The following is a 15,720-nucleotide window of genomic DNA, read 5'->3' as shown; positions in this document are numbered from 1 at the left end:
GAGACCTTACGCGGTTCGCAAAGACACGGTCGATCGTGTCGCAGAATAGAGCGGGATTGCGGCGGTGCCGTGATGTGTGCTCTGTGCCCCAATTCCTCCGGTAAAATTTGAGCGGTGGGCTGAACGTTTGCGCGAAACTTGTCTGCGATAAGCAGCGTGTTAGCCGCGAGGAACAGCCATGGTTGAAAAACACATAACGACGCCCCGCAACGTCATCGATCTGGCGAACTATCGTCAGGCCGTGACGAGCGGCAAGGCGCCGTCGTTGTCGGCACGCCTGTGCCGGCACTGTGGTGCTCCGCTGCTCGACGGCGAAAACGACGACGACTGCTCGACTGCATTGAACGCCGCCGCTCCGCGGCTGCGTGAACGGTCGCGTCGGATTCGACTCGATTGAGGAACGGAAGGAAGGGCGGGCGATCCAGGTCTTGCGGCGGCGTTGTCTGGATCGCCTAGCTTCCGTCTTTCGGAAAATCAGCTAGCGCTTCACGATATGCGCCGTCGAGACGATGGTCTCGGCGATGGCGCCGTCACGGCCGGACGAAGCGAGATGCTCTCCGACGTCGCGCAGCACACTCAAATTGGCAGGCGCCGATTGAGGACGCTGTCGCCGTAATTCGTGGACTGTCGCCGCAATTGCACCGCCTATTCTTCGCTCGGCGAAGCTTGATAAGCTGAAACCGAAACTGTGATGCCGAACTCTGCAAGCATTGCAATGAGTTCGCCGTCGAATGTCGCGCCTTTTACCGGCGGTCCATCCATGATGATTCCAACGTCGAGATTCGGGGCTTCTACTTCACCTGGGTGCTGAAGCGCGTATGCAAAGCCCTCCCTATTTCGGCGATGAACTGCTTGATTTGTCTCATAAGCTCAGTACGGCTCGATGCATCAGCGACATCGTAGAACAACTGCTCGCGCCCATCATCCGATACTTCCTTTCGATAGAAGGGAACGGTCAGCTGGTCAGCAATGCCGGTCTCAAGCGGCCGGCCCACGATCTGCAAAACACACAGCATAGCTTCCTCACATAAGAGGCACCGGGAAAGGCATCAGCCGTCCTCCACCACCTCCGGGCGTACCTAGCCGCGGCCCTAGGAGGTTGTAAACAAGAAAACATGCAACGCTAAAAATTCTGCTGAATTGAGCGTGTCCAAAAATGGTCACGTTTGTCCGTCCTGCAAAACACCGCGCGACGGCAACAATCGCTGTCAAGAGGCTGGTGCAAAAATATTCCGCTTTACCGAAATTCGGATTTGTCGTATGTGTCGCCCATCCCGGCTCATCCTTGAGGGGCGATCGTGTGGTCGTCATGTTTCGCGAGCCGGGCTTGCGGTGGACGCAGCAGCGTCGGGCGCGAACAGCCAGGGCAGGGCGGATTGCTCTCCGTGAGCCCAGGGCTTTGTGCGGACGGACGGCGCTGTCAGGTTCGTCTCGCCTGTAAGTTTCCGGCTCCGTCGACGAGGCTGGGAAAACTGCGGCGAAATGGCGGGCCGTGCGTACGGCAAAACCGTGTGGTCCTGGCCGTCGTTGCTACGGTCAAGCTCTTGCGAATGCGGCAATCGCGTCAACCGGCGCGGTGCCGGTGACTTTCGCAGGCGTGAGGGAGGCCAGAAGGAACTCGGCTCCCGGGAGAGCTCGGCATACGCCGTCCGACCATCGCGCAGGGAAGGCCGAGTGATTGGCTACACCTGTATGCTGCTGTGCGGTTCTTCCTGCGTGTGCTTTTCGCGCAGCGGACCGCGGGTGCCAGGTCAGCACCCGGCCTTCCCTGCGCCCTCTTGGCTTCGAGGGTGGAGAGATGAAGCAAAGCTCGGGCGTAATACGCCGCGAGAATGCGAAGCCGTGTCTGTAAACCGAGAGGCGGGTTGGTTGCCGACGAGATCGCCCATTGCTCCGTCATTGCCGCGCAGCGACAAGAACGGATCAAACGTGCTGGCCGCCGTTGATGTGGATCTCGGCGCCGTTGACGTAGGAGCTCGTGTCCGTGCACAGCACGTAGATGATCTTGGCGACCTCGTCGGGCGTGCCGAGGCGATGCATCGGGATTTGCTGCTCGACGATCTTCTCGGTGCCGGGCGAGAGGATCGAGGTGTCGATCTCGCCGGGCGCGATCGCGTTGACGCGCACGCCGATGCGGCCGAAGTCGGAAGCCATTTCGCGCGTCAGCGCGGCGAGCGCGGCTTTGGACGTCGCGTAGGCGGCACCCGCGAAGGGATGCACGCGCGAGCCCGCGATCGAGGTGACGTTCACGACCGATCCCCTAGCCGCCTTCAATTCCTCGATCAGCCCGCGCGCCATCATGATCGGCGCGAAGAAGTTGACGTTGAAGACATGCGTCCAGGTGTCGAGGTCGGTGTCGACCGAGCCGAGCCGCGCGCCGCCCGCGCCCTTCGGCGAGATCGCGGCGTTGTTGACCAGCGCATGCAGCGTGCCGCCCTCGAGCCGGCGGCGGATCTCGGAGATCGCGCGCGCCGTATCCCCGGGATCGCCGAGGTCGACCTGGATATGGTCCTCGGGGCCTGCATCCCACGGGCAGTCCTCCGGGAAGGCATGCCGTGAGCAGGTGATGACGCGCCAGCCGGCCGAGGAGAAACGGATCACGGTGGCGTGGCCGATGCCGCGGCTGGCCCCGGTCAGGAGCAGCGTACGACGCGGCACATTGGACGAATGTGGCATGGACATCTTTCAGGTCGGCCCAAAGCTAAAGACAAGGCTCAAGGATACATCCGCGTCTTGGACCATTTCTGGCCGGCCGCGTCACGGCGAAATTCGATGCGGTCGTGCAGGCGGAATGGGCGGTCGTGCCAGAACTCGATGCGCACCGGCGTGATGCGCCAGCCGCTCCAGCCCGGCGGCCGTGGCACTTCGCCGATGACGTATTTGGCCGCGACTTTAGCGATGGCCTGCTCGAAGGCGAAGCGGCTCTCCAGCGCCTCGGATTGCTTGCTCGCCCAGGCGCCGATCTGGGCCTGCTTGGGGCGGGTGGCGAAATAGGCATCGGCCTCGGCGTCGGTCACCGGCGTCACGTTGCCGCGGATGCGGACCTGACGGCGCAGCGACTTCCAGTGAAAAAGTAATGCTGCCTTAGGATTTGCGGCGAGTTCGCGGCCCTTCTGGCTGGCGATGTGGCTGTAGAAGACGAAACCCTCGGTATCGAAACCCTTCATCAGCACCATGCGCACGTCCGGAAGCCCGTCGGGGTCGACGGTCGCGAGCGCCATCGCGTTCGGATCGTTCGGCTCGCTCTTGATCGCCTCGTTCAGCCAGGACTCGAACAACGCAAATGGCTCGTCGGCGGCGGTGAAATCACCGGATGTTAAGGGTGTCTGGTGTTTCATCGATGTCGTGTCGGTCATGTCTGGAGTCCGAGTTGCGTCCCGCGGCCCAAAACGCGCTATTGTCCGCTACCGCCCTATATAGGGCATGGGGACGCGTTGGCCTATCGGTGATCCGTCCGTCCGGCTTCGTCATGACGATGATTCTAATCGGGCTTGGTGCCGGCGGTTGCAGCTTTTCGCGCAACGACAGCAGTGCCTATGCCAAGGCCGACGACAGCGACCTGACCGGATCGATCGCGCGGCCGGCGAAGGACGCCCCGCCGACCGAGACCGATCTCGCCTTCGCCCGCAACGCCGCCTCCGACGTCCTCAGCAAGGGCGACAAGGATTCCAGCCAGCACTGGGAGAATCCGGAGACCGGGGCGCGGGGCTCGGTCACCCCGATCGCCCAATCCTATGCCGCGGAGGACGGCCGCAAGTGCCGCGACTTTCTGGCGAGCTACGTCAACGGCAATACCGAAAGCTGGCTCCAGGGCGCCGGCTGCCAAAGCAGCCGTGGCCGTTGGGAGATTCATACGCTAAAGCCGTGGCGGAGCTAGGATCCGGCGCGGGCCCTAGTTGCAAAAATGCCACTCTCTCCCCACATGATCCGCAGGTGGGGCGGGGAGCCCTTTGAACAATTCGATTCCGTGAAGGAGACGTGACGGATGCGCGACCCCTATGAGGTCTTGGGGGTGCCGCGGAGCGCCAACGCTGCCGCCATCAAGAGCGCCTATCGCAAGCTTGCCAAGAAGCATCATCCCGACAGCAACAAGGGTGACCCGAAGGCCGCCGAGCGCTTCGCCGAGATCAACTCGGCCAACGAGATTCTCGGCGACGAGGACAAGCGCAAGCAGTTCGACCGCGGCGAGATCGACGCCGAGGGCAAGCCGCGCTTCCAGGGCTTTCCGGGGGGCGGCGGGCCGCGCGGGCGCGCGGGCCCCGGCGGGTTCGAGAGCTATACGTTCCGGAGCGGCGGTGCGGGTGCCAGCCCGGGCGGCGGCGCGTTCGAGGATATCCTCAACAGCATGTTCGGCGGTGGGATGCGTGGCGCGCGGCCCGGGGCCGGGGGCGGCGCCCAGTTCGACTTCGACACCGGCGGGATCGGGCTCGATCTCGACGTGAACGTTGCCATGTCCGTCTCTCTGGAAGAGGCGGTCAAGGGCGGCGAGAAGCGTGTCCGGCTGCCCACGGGCAAGGAGCTGAACGTCAAGATTCCGGCCGGTGTCACCGAAGGCCAGCAGATCCGGCTGCGAGGGCAGGGCGAGAGCGCACAGGGCCATCCGCCCGGCGATCTCCTGATCACCATCAACATCGCGCCCCACCCCCACTTCAAGGTCGAGGGCACGGACTTGCGGATCGATCTGCCGGTCACGCTCTACGAGGCGGTGCTCGGCGGCAAGGTCCGCGTCCCCACCCTCGGCAATGCCGTGGAGCTCTCGGTCCCTAAAAACACATCCAGCGGCCGAACCTTCCGCCTCAAGGGCAAGGGGCTGCCGAAGGCCGGCGGAGCCGGAGACCTCTTCGTCGTCATCAGGATTATGCTACCGGACGGGAACGATGCCGAGCTTGAGACATTGATGGAAAAGTGGCGGGACCAACATCCCTACAATCCGCGTAGCGGGCTCGGCTAGGGCGCTATCCGAGGCCGCCTCGACGATCGGAGCATTCTCTTCCCGAAAGGATGATGCTCAACATGCGCCTGAAGCGCGGTAGCGCTTCAACGCTGACGTTTGAGGCGCGTCGACTGTCCGGCGGGGCAGCCGATAAGAAGGTGCGGCCTCGAGAGGGGGACCAGCGCGGTACCAAAAACCCCAATCGAGGCCGCCTGCGTCGATCGGCGGATCGAACGCTGCTCATTTTCGCGTGATCATCCGGTGCGATTCTGAGACGCGCCGATGTCCTGATTCCAAATTTTCGATGTCGGAATCGAGGCATCGCGCTTGCAGGGGTTGTCTAGGTACCGTGCTTCTCTGCCTGGTCGTAGACGGCCTGCGCCACCTTGGTCAGCCGGTCGCGGTCGGCGCCGCCGCTGACGACGTAACCGACGCCGCGCTCGGCCCAGAACAGCGCGCCGTCCTTGTCCGTTTGGGCGTAGCGCATCTGCGTCGCACCATTCTCGGTCTTGGCAGTGTAGATCGTGTACCGCTCGCCCGAGGCGCCCTCATACATCAGGAACGACGCCGGACCTTTCGGCCCCGGCAAGAGCCGGCCGCCGACGAGCTTCAGCCCGCTCGCCTCCAGGTTCGGCGCGAACACGGTCCAGCCGCAGCGCCGGGTCAGCCAGGCCTGGAGATGGTCGCGCTCGTTGCCGCCGACCTCGACGGGGTGGCGGACCTCGACGACATAGAGGCGGTGGGCGTCGAGTGCGTCCGCCGTAAAACTCTGGAAGGTCGAAGGCGCGTTGGCGGCGCCATGCGCGATCCAACCGGTCGTGCCGCCGGCGACGAAAGCAACCAGCACAGCCGCGGCGGCGCCATAGAGCCATTGCCGGGGTCGGCGCTCCAGCCGCTCGAGCTCCAGCCGTGCCGGCACCGGCTCCTGGGCGACGGCATCGTAGCGGGCGTGCAGCATCTCAGCCATGGCGCGCCAGGATTGCACACGCTCGGCCTCGTCAGGATGGGCGGCAAGCCAGGCCTCGACATCGGCGCGACGTTCGGCCGGCAGCTCGCCGTCGACATAGGCGTGCAGCTCGTCTTCGGTGATCGGAATGTTGCGGTCGTTCATATCGGTCGTCTCTGGCTCTGCGGCCCAAAATGTCCTTCGTGGCTTAACGTCGCCCGCTCCATCGGCATGTGGGCGGACAACACGCAATGCATCAGCCCTGCCATCATTTCACCCGCCTGAGCGCCGGGCGCGCGCCCTCCAGCGAGGCTTTGACGTGGGCGCGGGCGCGCGCCAGGCGCGACATCACGGTGCCGATCGGCACGCCCTGAATGTCGGCGACCTCGCGATAGCTCATGCCCTCCAGCATCACCAGCAGCAGCACCGAACGCTGCTCCTCGACCAGCGTCGCCAGCGCCTTCTCGATGTCGCGCCCTTCGGCCTCGGTCCCGCTGGCATCCGGATTGTTCTCCGTCAGCGGCATGAATTGCGGCCGCCTGGCCAGTGAGCGCCGCCGATTCTTGTTGAGGTTGGTCAGGATCGTGTAGAGCCAGCTCCTGACGTCGCCCCCGAGGAACAGACGCTCAGAACGAAGCGCGCGTACCAACGTATCCTGTACCAGATCGTCGGCCGCATCCGCGTCGCGCGTGAGTGCGCGGGCATAGCGGCGCAACGCCGGGATCATGGTTTCCACACTCTGGCGAAACGCATTCATTGCGGTTTTCACGTCCCGGTATTCGGCGCGAGCGCCACAACGATCATAACACCCGAATGAAACGGCTATTCCGGCGCTCGAAACAGCGTTAACGCCGCGTATTAGGACTGTACCGCGAAGGAGGGCTGGTGTACCTCCAGACCTTAACCCGCTCGATGGGACGTTGAAAAAATGGCGCAGAATTCAGGTCTGATGCAGGGCAAACGGGGCGTGATCCTCGGCGTTGCCAACAACCGATCGATCGCCTGGGGCATCGCCAAGGCATGCCGCGCGGCCGGTGCCGAGCTCGCCTTCACCTATCAGGGCGATGCGCTGAAGAAGCGCGTCGAGCCGCTCGCCGCGGAGGTCGGCGGTCTCGTGCTCGGCCATTGCGACGTCACGGATGCCGCCACCATCGACGCCGCCTTCGCGGTGCTGAAGGAGAAGTGGGGCAAGATCGACTTCCTGGTGCACGCGATCGCCTATGGCGAGCAGCTCGACGGCCGCTACGTCGACACCACGCAGGAGAACTTCTCGAAGTCGATGCTGATCTCGTGCTACTCGTTCACCGCGGTGGCGCAGCGCGCCGAGAAGCTGATGACCGACGGCGGCTCGCTCATCACGCTCAGCTATTACGGCGCCGAGAAATGGATGCCGCATTACAACGTCATGGGCGTGGCGAAAGCCGCGCTGGAAGCCAGCGTGCGCTATCTCGCCGCCGATCTCGGCGAGAAGAACATCCGCGTCAACGCGATCTCGGCAGGTCCGATCAAGACGCTCGCCGCCTCGGGCATCGGCGATTTCCGCTATATCCTGAAGTGGAACGAATACAACGCGCCGATGCGTCGCAACGTGTCGACCGAAGACGTCGGCGGCAGCGCGCTGTATTTCCTCTCCGACTTGTCGCGCGGCGTGACCGGCGAGGTGCACCACGTCGATTCCGGCTATCACGTGCTCGGCATGAAGCGCCCGGACGCGCCGGATATCTCACTCGGCGGGTAGAGCATGATCCGGAAAAGTGGGAACCGGTTTTCCGGTAAGATCATGCTCGAACAAGAAGACTAGCCTTCGAACCGCATGCCCGTGCCCACGATCTACTTCCTGCGCCACGGCGAGACCGAGTGGAACGCGCTCGGGCGGCTCCAGGGCGCCCAGGACATTCCGCTGAATGCACGCGGCCGCGGGCAGGCCGTGCACGCGGCCGGGGTTCTGGCCGATCTGTTCAGGCGCGACAGCAAGGACAAGGCGGCGCTGCCCTACGTGTCGAGCCCGCTCGGGCGTGCGCGCCAGACCATGGAACTGGTGCGCCGCAAGCTTGAACTGCCGCTTGCCGATTATTCGCTCGACGACCGCCTGCGGGAGATCGGCTACGGCACCTGGGAGGGGCTGACCCTGGCCGAAAGCGAGGCCTCCGATCCCGAGATCTATGCAAGGCGCCTCGCCGACAAATGGACGGTCGCGCCAATCGGCGGCGAGACCTATGCGGCTGTGCAGCTGCGCATGCTCGATTGGTACGAGTCGCTTCTGGTCGATACCGTCGCGGTCGCCCATGGCGGCACTTGCCGGGCCCTGATGGTGGCTTTGGGCATCGAGACCCCCGCCGGTGCCGCCGAGCTCTATATCGAGCAAGGCGCCGTCTACGTGTTCCGCGACCGCCGGCTGGAGAAGTTTAGTTAGCCTGGAACGCGGTCATTGCGGGTTCGATGCTTCGCATCGCCCCGGAATGACCGAGTGTGTGTTTGACCCGGGTGTTCCCCCGCGTTACCACCACAAGTCAGAACTGACTGACGAGTAGAGACGGATGTCCTTCAACACCTTCGGCCACATGTTCCGCGTCACCACCTTCGGCGAGAGCCACGGCGTGGCGATCGGCTGCGTGGTTGACGGCTGTCCGCCCATGATCCCGCTCACCGAGGCCGACATCCAGGGCGATCTCGACCGCCGTCGGCCCGGCCAGTCGCGCTTCACCACCCAGCGCCAGGAGCCGGACCAGGTGAAAATCCTGTCCGGCGTGATGGCGCATCCGGAGACCGGCGTGCAGGTGACGACGGGCACCCCGATCGGGCTCCTGATCGAGAACACCGACCAGCGCTCGAAGGACTATTCCGAGATCAAGGACAAGTTTCGCCCCGGTCATGCCGACTTCACCTATGAGGCGAAGTACGGCCTGCGCGACTATCGCGGCGGCGGGCGCTCCTCGGCGCGCGAGACCGCCACGCGCGTTGCCGCCGGCGCGATCGCGCGAAAAGTGCTGCCCGACGTCAAGGTGCGCGGCGCACTGGTGCAGATCGGTCCGCACAAGATCGACCGCGCCAAATGGGACTGGGACGAGATCGGGAAAAATCCATTCTTCTGTCCCGACAAGGACAAAGCTGCGTTCTTCGAGACCTATCTCGATGGTATCCGCAAGAGCGGCTCCTCGATCGGTGCGGTGATCGAAATCGTCGCCGAAGGCGTGCCAGCGGGCCTTGGCGCGCCGATCTATGCCAAGCTCGATTCCGATCTGGCGGCCGCGATGATGACCGTCAACGCGGTGAAGGGCGTCGAGATCGGCGCCGGGTTCGGCGCGGCCGAATTGACCGGCGAAGAGAACGCCGACGAGATGCGCACCGGCAATGACGGCACGCGCTTTCTCTCCAACCATGCCGGTGGCGTTCTGGGCGGCATCTCCACCGGACAGCCGGTGGTGGTGCGTTTTGCGGTGAAGCCGACCTCGTCGATCCTCCAGCCGCGCCGCACCGTCGATCGCAAGGGCACTGATACCGAGATCGTCACCAAGGGCCGCCATGACCCCTGCGTCGGCATCCGCGCCGTCCCCGTAGGTGAGGCCATGATGGCCTGCGTGCTGGCCGATCACTTCCTGCGCGATCGCGGGCAGGTGGGACGTTAGTTTTTTCACCTCTCCCGTAGGGAGAGGTGAGCACACCGCCGATAACGCGCCCTGTCGCGGTACTAGCCCACCGCGCAGCTTGACGGGCCCACAACTTCGTCCGCAAATGCGGGCATGAACAGCTCCGAGCTCCAGCGCATCTGCAACTGGCTGATCGGCGGTGCCTGGTCGTCGCTAGAGCCGGCCGAGATGATCGCCGATTTCTGCGAACGTCTGGTCGCGGCCGGCCTGCCGCTGTGGCGGTTCGGCATCTTCATCCGCACGCTGCATCCGGAAATCTTCGGCCGCAATTTCATCTGGCGGCAGGGTGGGGAGGTCGAAATCGGCAGCGTCGATTTCGAGATCCTGGAGACGCCCGAATTCGCCCGCAGCCCGCTCCGCATCGTGTTCGAGCAGGGGGTGGAGGTCAGGGGACGCGCGAACGATCCCGACAGCAAGCGATTTCCGTTCCTCGACGACATGCGCGCCGAAGGCGCGACCGACTATATTGCCGTGCCGGTGCCTTTTCTCGATGGCTCCATCCACGCCACGAGCTGGATCACGCAGCATCCCGGCGGGTTCAGCGACGACGACATCGCGGCGATCCGAAGCATCATAGCGCCGCTCGCGCGCGTCAGCGAGATCATCAGCCTGCGACGCACCGCCGAGATGCTACTCGACACCTATGTCGGCAACCGCGCTGGCGCACGCATTCTCGGCGGCCAGATCCGCCGTGGCCACACCGACACCATGCAGGCGGTGATCTGGCTCTCGGACCTGCGCGGCTTCACCGCGCTGTCGGACCGGCTGCCGGCCGAGACGGTGGTGGCAATCCTCAACCATTATTTCGACTGCCAAGTCACCGCGATCAGGGGTCATGGCGGCGAGGTGCTGAAATTCATGGGCGACGGCCTGCTCGCAGTGTTTCCGATCGATGAATATGTTGGCGATGCCGCCCATGTCTGCGCGCGCGTGCTGGAGGCGGCGCGTGAATCGCGCGCCAGCGTGGAGCAACTCGCGTTTCCGGTCGGCGATGTCGTCGAGCGCTTCCGCTTTGGCGTCGCGCTGCACATCGGCAACATCCTCTACGGCAATATCGGGGGCGGTAACCGGCTGGACTTCACCTGCATCGGCCCCGCCGTCAATCTCGCGGCCCGGCTGGAGAAGATCACGGGGCGGCTGGGGCGGACCGTCGTCGCCTCGGAAGGTTTTGCCAATGTCTGCCACCACAACTGGCACGAACTCGGCGAATTTCCGATCGCAGGATTTTCCAAGGCACAGCGCGTGTACGGGCTGGCGGAAGAAACGCACGCGATGGCCGGCTGAGCCTTATTCCTCCGGCTCGGTCGTGAACAGCAGCGGATAGCCCTTGGCACGGCCGGCATCGGTGGCACGCGTCGCCTTGGTCTCGGCGACGTCCTTGGTGAACACGGCGACGACGCAGGTGCCCAGCTTGTGCGCGGTGATCATCACCTTGTAGGCCTGATCCTCCGTCATGCGGAATTCGGCCTTGAGCACCATGGTGACGAATTCGCGCGGCGTGTAATCATCGTTGATCAGGATGACCTTGTGCAGCCGCGGCCGCTCGACCTTGGTCTTCGTCCTGGTTTTCGGTGTGGTAACGGTATCGTTCATTCCGCCTCCCAGACACGGCGGGCTCGGGTTCCTGCTGGAGCGATCAACTCGCGGCCTTCGCACCATATTGCAGGACCTGCACCTTCTCCAAGGTGATCAGGCCGCTCGACATCATGCCATCAAGGATGGGCAGGAATGCGTTGATGTTGTCCTCGCTGTCGACGATCTCGATCAGCAGCGGCAGGTCTTCGGAAAGTCGCAGGATCTTCGAAGTGTGGAGCCGGCTCGATTTGCCGAAGCCCATCGGACCGCGCAGCACGGTGGCGCCGGCGAGGTGCCGCTCGCGTGCCGTCATCACGATCGCTTCATAGAGCGGCTTGCCGTCGAAATGGTCGCTCTCGCCGATGAAGATCCGGAGCAAAACGGCCTGAGCGGGGATTTGCATGATCAACTCCTTGTCAAGCGGTTGTAGCGGCTCGCCATCATATGCCCGAGCCACGCCGACACCAGCCAGCAGATGACGGACGCTGCGACATAGGCAAGTGCCGTGTACTTCATGCCGCCGTGGAGGAGGCGGAAGGTCTCCAGGCTGAACGTCGAGAACGTGGTGTAGCCACCGCAGAACCCGGTCATGACGAACTGCCGGTGCTCAGGACGCGCCAGCATGCGGCCGTCGGGGCCGGTCAGCGTCGCGTAGAAGCCGATGATCAGCGATCCCGTGGCGTTGATGAACAGCGTAGCGAAGGGAAAGCCCGGTCCGGTGTCGAACGCGAGACCGACCAGATAACGGGTCAGTCCGCCGACGATGCTGCCGGCGGCAACCCAAGCGTAGAGTATCGCGCTACGCCAGCGCTCGGCGGAGGAGGGGACGGCCATGCGCTTCTATCCTCCAAGCCTGTCCGCGAGGAGGAAGCCGCAACTGACGGCCGCAAGGCACAGCCCGACCGAGAGCACGACATTGCCGAGTGCGGAGAGCGGCTCGCCGCTCCGCGCCAGCGTCAGGGTTTGCAGGCTGAATGAGGACACCGTGGTGTAGCAGCCGAGAAAACCGGTCACCGCGAACAGCCAGGGGGTGGGCGCGGCGAAGGCCGAGCCGGGATGGGTCGCGAGCGCGCCGAAAATGCCGATCAGGAAGGCGCCGGTGACGTTGATGGTCATGGTGCCCCACGGAAACGTCTCGCCCAACCGCCGCGCGATCGCGCCGGACACGAAATAGCGCGCACAGCCGCCAAGCATGCTACCCATCATGATCGCAAGCACCCCACTCAGCACGACGAAAAACTCCCCGTCATCATTTTCGCTCTGCTGCCAGACCGTTCCTGACGGCAAGCAGCCCCATGAGCGAGATCAGCGCAAAGCCGAGCCCCGCCAGGAACGTGCCTGCCGGACCATAGGCATCCCACAACGCGCCGGCGATCACGCTCGCAGCCAGCAGGGCCAGACCCGTGAACAGGTTGAAATAGCCGAATGCGGTGCCGCGCAGGCTCGGCGGCGCGGCATCGGCGACGAGCGCCGAGAGCAGGCCTTGCGTCAGCCCCATATGCAGCCCCCACAGCACGACGCCGAGCGCGAGGCCTGCAAGGCTCGGGAGCAGTGCCAGCGCGAGGTCGGCGCCGGCGAGGAAGATCAGACCGAGCGCGAGCAGGCCGGTCCGGTTGATTCGATCCGACAGCACGCCGGCGGGATAGGCCGACAGCGCATAAGTGACGTTCATCAGCACCAGCACCGCCGGCACCCACATCGGGTTGAGCCCGATGTTCTGCGCGCGCAGGATCAGGAAGGCCTCGCTGAAGCGCGCGAGCGTGAACACGACACCGACCGCGACGACGCGCCAGTAGACCGCCCCAAGCTGCCGCATCGCGGCAAGATTGAGCGGGTTCGTTGCAGGTTTGCGGTTCGGATCCGGCTCCGGCTCGTGCACGGCGAAGGCGATCAGGCCGAAGGACAGAAAGGCCGGCAGCACCGCCACCCAGAACACGATCGTAAAATTGTCAGCTGTCCACCACATCATGCCGATGGCCGCGAGCGGCCCGACGAAGGCGCCGATGGTGTCGAGCGATTGCCGCAGGCCAAAGCTCGCGCCGCGCAGACCGATGGGCGCGATGTCGGCGATCAGCGCATCGCGCGGCGCGCCGCGAATGCCCTTGCCGACGCGGTCGATGAAGCGCGCCGCCACCAGCCATCCGACGCTCGGGGCGAGCGGAAACAGCGGCTTGGTGAAGGCGGCGAGCCCGTAGCCGAGCGCGGCGAGCAGCTTGCGGCGGCCGAGCCAATCCGACAACGCGCCGGAGAAGATCTTTGTGATCGAGGCGGTCGCCTCGGCAATGCCCTCGATGAAGCCGACCGTGAGCGTGGAGGCCCCGAGCGCGGTGACGAGATAGACCGGCAGCAGCGCATGGATCATCTCGGAGGAGATGTCCATCAGCATCGAGACGAAGCCGAGCACCCAGATTCCCCTGGGCAGCGAGGCGCGCGCAGCATTCGGTGTCGTCGTGGTCACGTCTTCACTTTCTCCTGGCCTTGGCTTGACTTTCTCCTGGCCTTGGCTTGCTGGCCCAGTTTCCTGCCTTCGCCATCAGGCAACAAAAAACCCGCCATCGGCGGGTTGGTCCATGCTCCCACCAAAGGCAGAGGCTCAAAGATTGCCCCACCTCAAGCAGGAGTCATCAGCCCAGTACGATCATCGACCGCCGGGCGGTTGTCGGGGGACTCCATCCCCATCTGTGCATCCAGCCTAGCATGGAAATTGCGCCGGACAAGTGGGCCGGCCGCGCTGTCCCTAGGCGTCATTCTGCGCGCTTCGCGCGAGCTCTGGAACGACGGTGGCGGTCTCGCTGCGTGTTCCAGTCACTCGAAGCGAGGCAACACAGCGGCGATCCTAACTCGAATGTGAAGCGCAAGCGATCTTCGCACTTTGCGGCAAGGCGATTGCATGTCACCATCGCGTCATACGACGGGAGACCGCTGCGATGCGCTTGCTGTTCTCGATCGGGGCTGTGCTGGTGGCCGGCGTGCTTGCCGGAGGGGACGTCGCGGGCATCGCGGCGCCAGGGCCTAAATTTGAGCCGCCCAAATCTGAATCGTCTCAAAATCAGCCGCAGCGGCTGGCTGCCGACAAGGATGCACAGACGGTCGATGTCGAACTGATCCTCGCGGTCGACGTCTCCTACTCCATGGACATGGACGAGCTCGCGGTCCAGCGCGAAGGCTATGCGCAGGCGATCCAGTCCAAGGAATTCCTCCAGGCGCTGAAGCTCGGTCCGAACGGCCGGATCGCCGTGACCTATTTCGAGTGGGCCGCCTCCAGCGACCAGAAGATCATCATCCCCTGGCGCCTGATCGACGGCCCCGAGACCGCGGATGCGGTCGCCGCCGAGATCTTGAAGACGCCGATCCGGCGTGCCTCGCGCACCTCGATCTCCGGCGCGATCATGTTTGCGATGCCGCTGTTCGACGAGGATCCATATCGGGGCTTGCGTCGCGTGATCGACATTTCCGGCGACGGCCCCAACAACAATGGCACACCGGTCACGGTGGCGCGCGATGCCGCGCTCGAGAAGGGCATCGTCATCAACGGTCTGCCGATCATGGTCAAGGAGCCGTCCTATTCGACTATGGATATCGACAATCTCGACTTCTACTATGAGGACTGCGTCATCGGCGGTCCCGGCTCTTTCGTCATCACGATCAAGGACCGCGACAAGTTCAAGGAAGCGATCCGCACCAAGCTGCTGATGGAGGTCGCTGGCCGCATGCCGGAGCGCCCCGTGATGCGGGTTGCGGACAAGGAGCCGCGCGTCAGTTGCATGATCGGCGAGAAGATCTGGTCGGACCGCTGGGGTCGCTGATAGCGTACCCCGTTGGGACCTTTCGCCTCATCTCGCCCGACGGTTGAATTTAACCGCTCGTTAACCGGCACATGGCCCTAATCCGGTTGTTTCAGTTCGTTTCCGACTGCCGTTTTGACGTTGCTGTCGGGCGCACGAACGAGAGCGGGTGCGTCGAACCCGTCCACCGAGCAGACCATGGCCATCGTCACGTCGAGCACCAGCCAGATTTCGCCCGCCAATGAGCGGGTCTTTCACCAGAGCAAATTGCTCGGTGAATGGAAGGGCAATTGGGTGGGCAACAACCAGCCCGTCGGCTTCAAGGTCGTGAACATCCGCGGTGCCCGGGCGCAGGTCGAGTACACCCATAACGGGCATACCGAGCGCGGCTTTGCCGAGGTCAATGGCTCGCTGATCACGTTCGGCGGGGTCACGGTCGGCACCAAGGACGGCAAGAGCATGGTGCTGTTGTTCTCGGTGGGCGGCGCTGGCAAGCAGACCGCGAACCTCGAGAAGCAGGACCCGCCGGCTTCCGACAGCCGCCTCATGGGAAGCTGGGGCGGCTATTCCAGCGATAACGGCAAGAGCGCGAGCTTCAAGGTGCTCTCGGTCAACGGCAAGGAAGCCCAGGTCAGCGTCACCACCGACGGCGTCACCCGCCAGGGCACCGGCACCGTCTACAAGAACGTCATCATGTTCGGCCAGGCGCAGATCGCAACCGATGACGGGCAGAACGGCAAGATCATTTACCAGGTCGGCACGAAATCCTTCATGGTGCCGGTGACGAAATATCCGCCGGCGGACTCCTCGTCTTCGGTCGACAAGACCGCCTGA

The 15,720-nt window shown here is 64.2% G+C and carries 19 protein-coding genes and 1 riboswitch; of the genes, 9 read left to right on the top strand and 10 right to left on the bottom strand.

Annotated elements, in window-relative coordinates:
• The first annotated feature begins 178 nt into the window (after window positions 1–178).
• Window positions 179–397 carry a hypothetical protein gene (locus ACNJX8_RS29925; protein ID WP_128935312.1) on the top strand — a complete coding sequence of 73 codons (219 nt, stop codon included), beginning with the start codon at window positions 179–181 and terminating at the stop codon, window positions 395–397.
• 394 nt (window positions 398–791) lie between these two features.
• On the opposite strand, the gene ACNJX8_RS29920 is transcribed toward ACNJX8_RS29925, so the two are convergent.
• The 3 genes from ACNJX8_RS29920 to pdxH form a co-directional block, all read right to left on the bottom strand.
• A complete protein-coding gene (locus ACNJX8_RS29920) occupies window positions 792–1,016 on the bottom strand; it encodes a hypothetical protein (protein WP_439410289.1) in 225 nt (74 codons plus the stop codon).
• Window positions 1,017–1,923: 907 nt separating this feature from the next.
• Window positions 1,924–2,676, bottom strand: coding sequence for an SDR family NAD(P)-dependent oxidoreductase (locus ACNJX8_RS29915; protein ID WP_439357678.1), 753 nt, complete (start codon window positions 2,674–2,676; stop codon window positions 1,924–1,926).
• Window positions 2,677–2,714: 38 nt separating this feature from the next.
• Window positions 2,715–3,356 carry a pyridoxamine 5'-phosphate oxidase gene (pdxH, locus tag ACNJX8_RS29910; protein ID WP_128935310.1) on the bottom strand — a complete coding sequence of 214 codons (642 nt, stop codon included), beginning with the start codon at window positions 3,354–3,356 and terminating at the stop codon, window positions 2,715–2,717.
• A 113-nt stretch (window positions 3,357–3,469) separates the two neighbouring features.
• On the opposite strand from pdxH, the gene ACNJX8_RS29905 reads away from it, so the two are divergent.
• Window positions 3,470–3,877: an RT0821/Lpp0805 family surface protein gene (locus tag ACNJX8_RS29905; RefSeq protein WP_164934631.1), complete on the top strand. Its 408-nt coding sequence runs from the start codon at window positions 3,470–3,472 to the stop codon at window positions 3,875–3,877.
• 108 nt (window positions 3,878–3,985) lie between these two features.
• Window positions 3,986–4,951: a DnaJ C-terminal domain-containing protein gene (locus ACNJX8_RS29900; protein ID WP_439357677.1), complete on the top strand. Its 966-nt coding sequence runs from the start codon at window positions 3,986–3,988 to the stop codon at window positions 4,949–4,951.
• Between the two features lie 322 nt (window positions 4,952–5,273).
• Here ACNJX8_RS29900 and ACNJX8_RS29895 read toward each other — a convergent pair whose 3' ends face one another.
• Complete coding sequence (locus ACNJX8_RS29895; protein WP_439357676.1) at window positions 5,274–6,044, bottom strand: anti-sigma factor family protein; 771 nt, start codon at window positions 6,042–6,044, stop codon at window positions 5,274–5,276.
• Between the two features lie 103 nt (window positions 6,045–6,147).
• Window positions 6,148–6,636 (bottom strand): sigma-70 family RNA polymerase sigma factor, encoded by a 489-nt coding sequence (locus tag ACNJX8_RS29890; protein ID WP_091893603.1) that lies wholly within the window; start codon window positions 6,634–6,636, stop codon window positions 6,148–6,150.
• A 171-nt stretch (window positions 6,637–6,807) separates the two neighbouring features.
• Between ACNJX8_RS29890 and fabI the strand changes: the two genes are divergently transcribed.
• The 4 genes from fabI (at window position 6,808) to ACNJX8_RS29870 (ending at window position 10,810) form a co-directional block, all read left to right on the top strand.
• The gene (gene fabI / locus ACNJX8_RS29885) at window positions 6,808–7,617 is read left to right on the top strand and encodes an enoyl-ACP reductase FabI (protein WP_128935306.1); all 810 of its coding nucleotides are present in this window, start codon (window positions 6,808–6,810) and stop codon (window positions 7,615–7,617) included.
• 75 nt (window positions 7,618–7,692) lie between these two features.
• Window positions 7,693–8,292 (top strand): histidine phosphatase family protein, encoded by a 600-nt coding sequence (locus ACNJX8_RS29880; RefSeq protein WP_439357675.1) that lies wholly within the window; start codon window positions 7,693–7,695, stop codon window positions 8,290–8,292.
• A gap of 124 nt (window positions 8,293–8,416) precedes the next feature.
• A complete protein-coding gene (gene aroC / locus ACNJX8_RS29875; RefSeq protein WP_439357674.1) occupies window positions 8,417–9,505 on the top strand; it encodes a chorismate synthase in 1,089 nt (362 codons plus the stop codon).
• A 114-nt stretch (window positions 9,506–9,619) separates the two neighbouring features.
• Window positions 9,620–10,810 (top strand): adenylate/guanylate cyclase domain-containing protein, encoded by a 1,191-nt coding sequence (locus ACNJX8_RS29870; protein WP_439357673.1) that lies wholly within the window; start codon window positions 9,620–9,622, stop codon window positions 10,808–10,810.
• 3 nt (window positions 10,811–10,813) lie between these two features.
• Here the strand turns inward: ACNJX8_RS29870 and clpS are convergent, their stop codons facing one another.
• The 5 genes from clpS to ACNJX8_RS29845 are packed head-to-tail and all read right to left on the bottom strand — an operon-like array spanning window position 10,814 to window position 13,559.
• Window positions 10,814–11,119 carry an ATP-dependent Clp protease adapter ClpS gene (gene clpS, locus ACNJX8_RS29865; RefSeq protein ID WP_091893614.1) on the bottom strand — a complete coding sequence of 102 codons (306 nt, stop codon included), beginning with the start codon at window positions 11,117–11,119 and terminating at the stop codon, window positions 10,814–10,816.
• Window positions 11,120–11,162: 43 nt separating this feature from the next.
• Window positions 11,163–11,504: a DUF190 domain-containing protein gene (locus ACNJX8_RS29860; protein WP_091893616.1), complete on the bottom strand. Its 342-nt coding sequence runs from the start codon at window positions 11,502–11,504 to the stop codon at window positions 11,163–11,165.
• A 2-nt stretch (window positions 11,505–11,506) separates the two neighbouring features.
• Entirely contained in the window at window positions 11,507–11,935 is a 429-nt protein-coding gene (gene crcB / locus ACNJX8_RS29855; protein WP_439357672.1) for a fluoride efflux transporter CrcB, read from the bottom strand.
• Window positions 11,936–11,941: 6 nt separating this feature from the next.
• Window positions 11,942–12,331, bottom strand: a complete 390-nt coding sequence (crcB, locus tag ACNJX8_RS29850; RefSeq protein ID WP_128935300.1) for a fluoride efflux transporter CrcB — start codon at window positions 12,329–12,331, stop codon at window positions 11,942–11,944.
• Between the two features lie 19 nt (window positions 12,332–12,350).
• On the bottom strand, window positions 12,351–13,559 hold the full coding sequence (locus tag ACNJX8_RS29845) for an MFS transporter (protein WP_439357671.1): 1,209 nt from the start codon (window positions 13,557–13,559) through the stop codon (window positions 12,351–12,353).
• A 150-nt stretch (window positions 13,560–13,709) separates the two neighbouring features.
• Window positions 13,710–13,787: riboswitch (Fluoride riboswitch) on the bottom strand.
• Window positions 13,788–14,028: 241 nt separating this feature from the next.
• On the opposite strand from ACNJX8_RS29845, the gene ACNJX8_RS29840 reads away from it, so the two are divergent.
• Both ACNJX8_RS29840 and ACNJX8_RS29835 read left to right on the top strand, forming a co-directional pair.
• Window positions 14,029–14,907, top strand: a complete 879-nt coding sequence (locus ACNJX8_RS29840; protein ID WP_128935298.1) for a DUF1194 domain-containing protein — start codon at window positions 14,029–14,031, stop codon at window positions 14,905–14,907.
• A 177-nt stretch (window positions 14,908–15,084) separates the two neighbouring features.
• On the top strand, window positions 15,085–15,720 hold the full coding sequence (locus ACNJX8_RS29835) for a hypothetical protein (RefSeq protein WP_128935297.1): 636 nt from the start codon (window positions 15,085–15,087) through the stop codon (window positions 15,718–15,720).

Source organism: Bradyrhizobium sp. SPXBL-04 (assembly GCF_051853035.1).
Lineage (GTDB): Bacteria > Pseudomonadota > Alphaproteobacteria > Rhizobiales > Xanthobacteraceae > Bradyrhizobium > Bradyrhizobium zhanjiangense.
The sequence above is the reverse complement of the archived record's forward strand: the minus strand, read 5'-3'. Positions and strand labels throughout refer to the sequence as shown.

Bases quoted from the DNA above. Each gene is read 5' to 3' on its own strand.
- ACNJX8_RS29870 (WP_439357673.1), top strand. From the start codon at position 9,620: ATGAACAGCTCCGAGCTCCAGCGCATCTGCAACTGGCTGATCGGCGGT.
- ACNJX8_RS29840 (WP_128935298.1), top strand. From the start codon at position 14,029: ATGCGCTTGCTGTTCTCGATCGGGGCTGTGCTGGTGGCCGGCGTGCTT.
- ACNJX8_RS29890 (WP_091893603.1), bottom strand. From the start codon at position 6,636: ATGAATGCGTTTCGCCAGAGTGTGGAAACCATGATCCCGGCGTTGCGC.
- crcB (WP_439357672.1), bottom strand. From the start codon at position 11,935: ATGGCCGTCCCCTCCTCCGCCGAGCGCTGGCGTAGCGCGATACTCTAC.
- ACNJX8_RS29860 (WP_091893616.1), bottom strand. From the start codon at position 11,504: ATGCAAATCCCCGCTCAGGCCGTTTTGCTCCGGATCTTCATCGGCGAG.
- ACNJX8_RS29835 (WP_128935297.1), top strand. From the start codon at position 15,085: ATGGCCATCGTCACGTCGAGCACCAGCCAGATTTCGCCCGCCAATGAG.
- pdxH (WP_128935310.1), bottom strand. From the start codon at position 3,356: ATGACCGACACGACATCGATGAAACACCAGACACCCTTAACATCCGGT.
- ACNJX8_RS29880 (WP_439357675.1), top strand. From the start codon at position 7,693: ATGCCCGTGCCCACGATCTACTTCCTGCGCCACGGCGAGACCGAGTGG.
- aroC (WP_439357674.1), top strand. From the start codon at position 8,417: ATGTCCTTCAACACCTTCGGCCACATGTTCCGCGTCACCACCTTCGGC.
- clpS (WP_091893614.1), bottom strand. From the start codon at position 11,119: ATGAACGATACCGTTACCACACCGAAAACCAGGACGAAGACCAAGGTC.
- ACNJX8_RS29915 (WP_439357678.1), bottom strand. From the start codon at position 2,676: ATGCCACATTCGTCCAATGTGCCGCGTCGTACGCTGCTCCTGACCGGG.
- ACNJX8_RS29905 (WP_164934631.1), top strand. From the start codon at position 3,470: ATGACGATGATTCTAATCGGGCTTGGTGCCGGCGGTTGCAGCTTTTCG.
- ACNJX8_RS29900 (WP_439357677.1), top strand. From the start codon at position 3,986: ATGCGCGACCCCTATGAGGTCTTGGGGGTGCCGCGGAGCGCCAACGCT.
- fabI (WP_128935306.1), top strand. From the start codon at position 6,808: ATGGCGCAGAATTCAGGTCTGATGCAGGGCAAACGGGGCGTGATCCTC.
- ACNJX8_RS29895 (WP_439357676.1), bottom strand. From the start codon at position 6,044: ATGAACGACCGCAACATTCCGATCACCGAAGACGAGCTGCACGCCTAT.
- ACNJX8_RS29920 (WP_439410289.1), bottom strand. From the start codon at position 1,016: ATGCTGTGTGTTTTGCAGATCGTGGGCCGGCCGCTTGAGACCGGCATT.
- ACNJX8_RS29925 (WP_128935312.1), top strand. From the start codon at position 179: ATGGTTGAAAAACACATAACGACGCCCCGCAACGTCATCGATCTGGCG.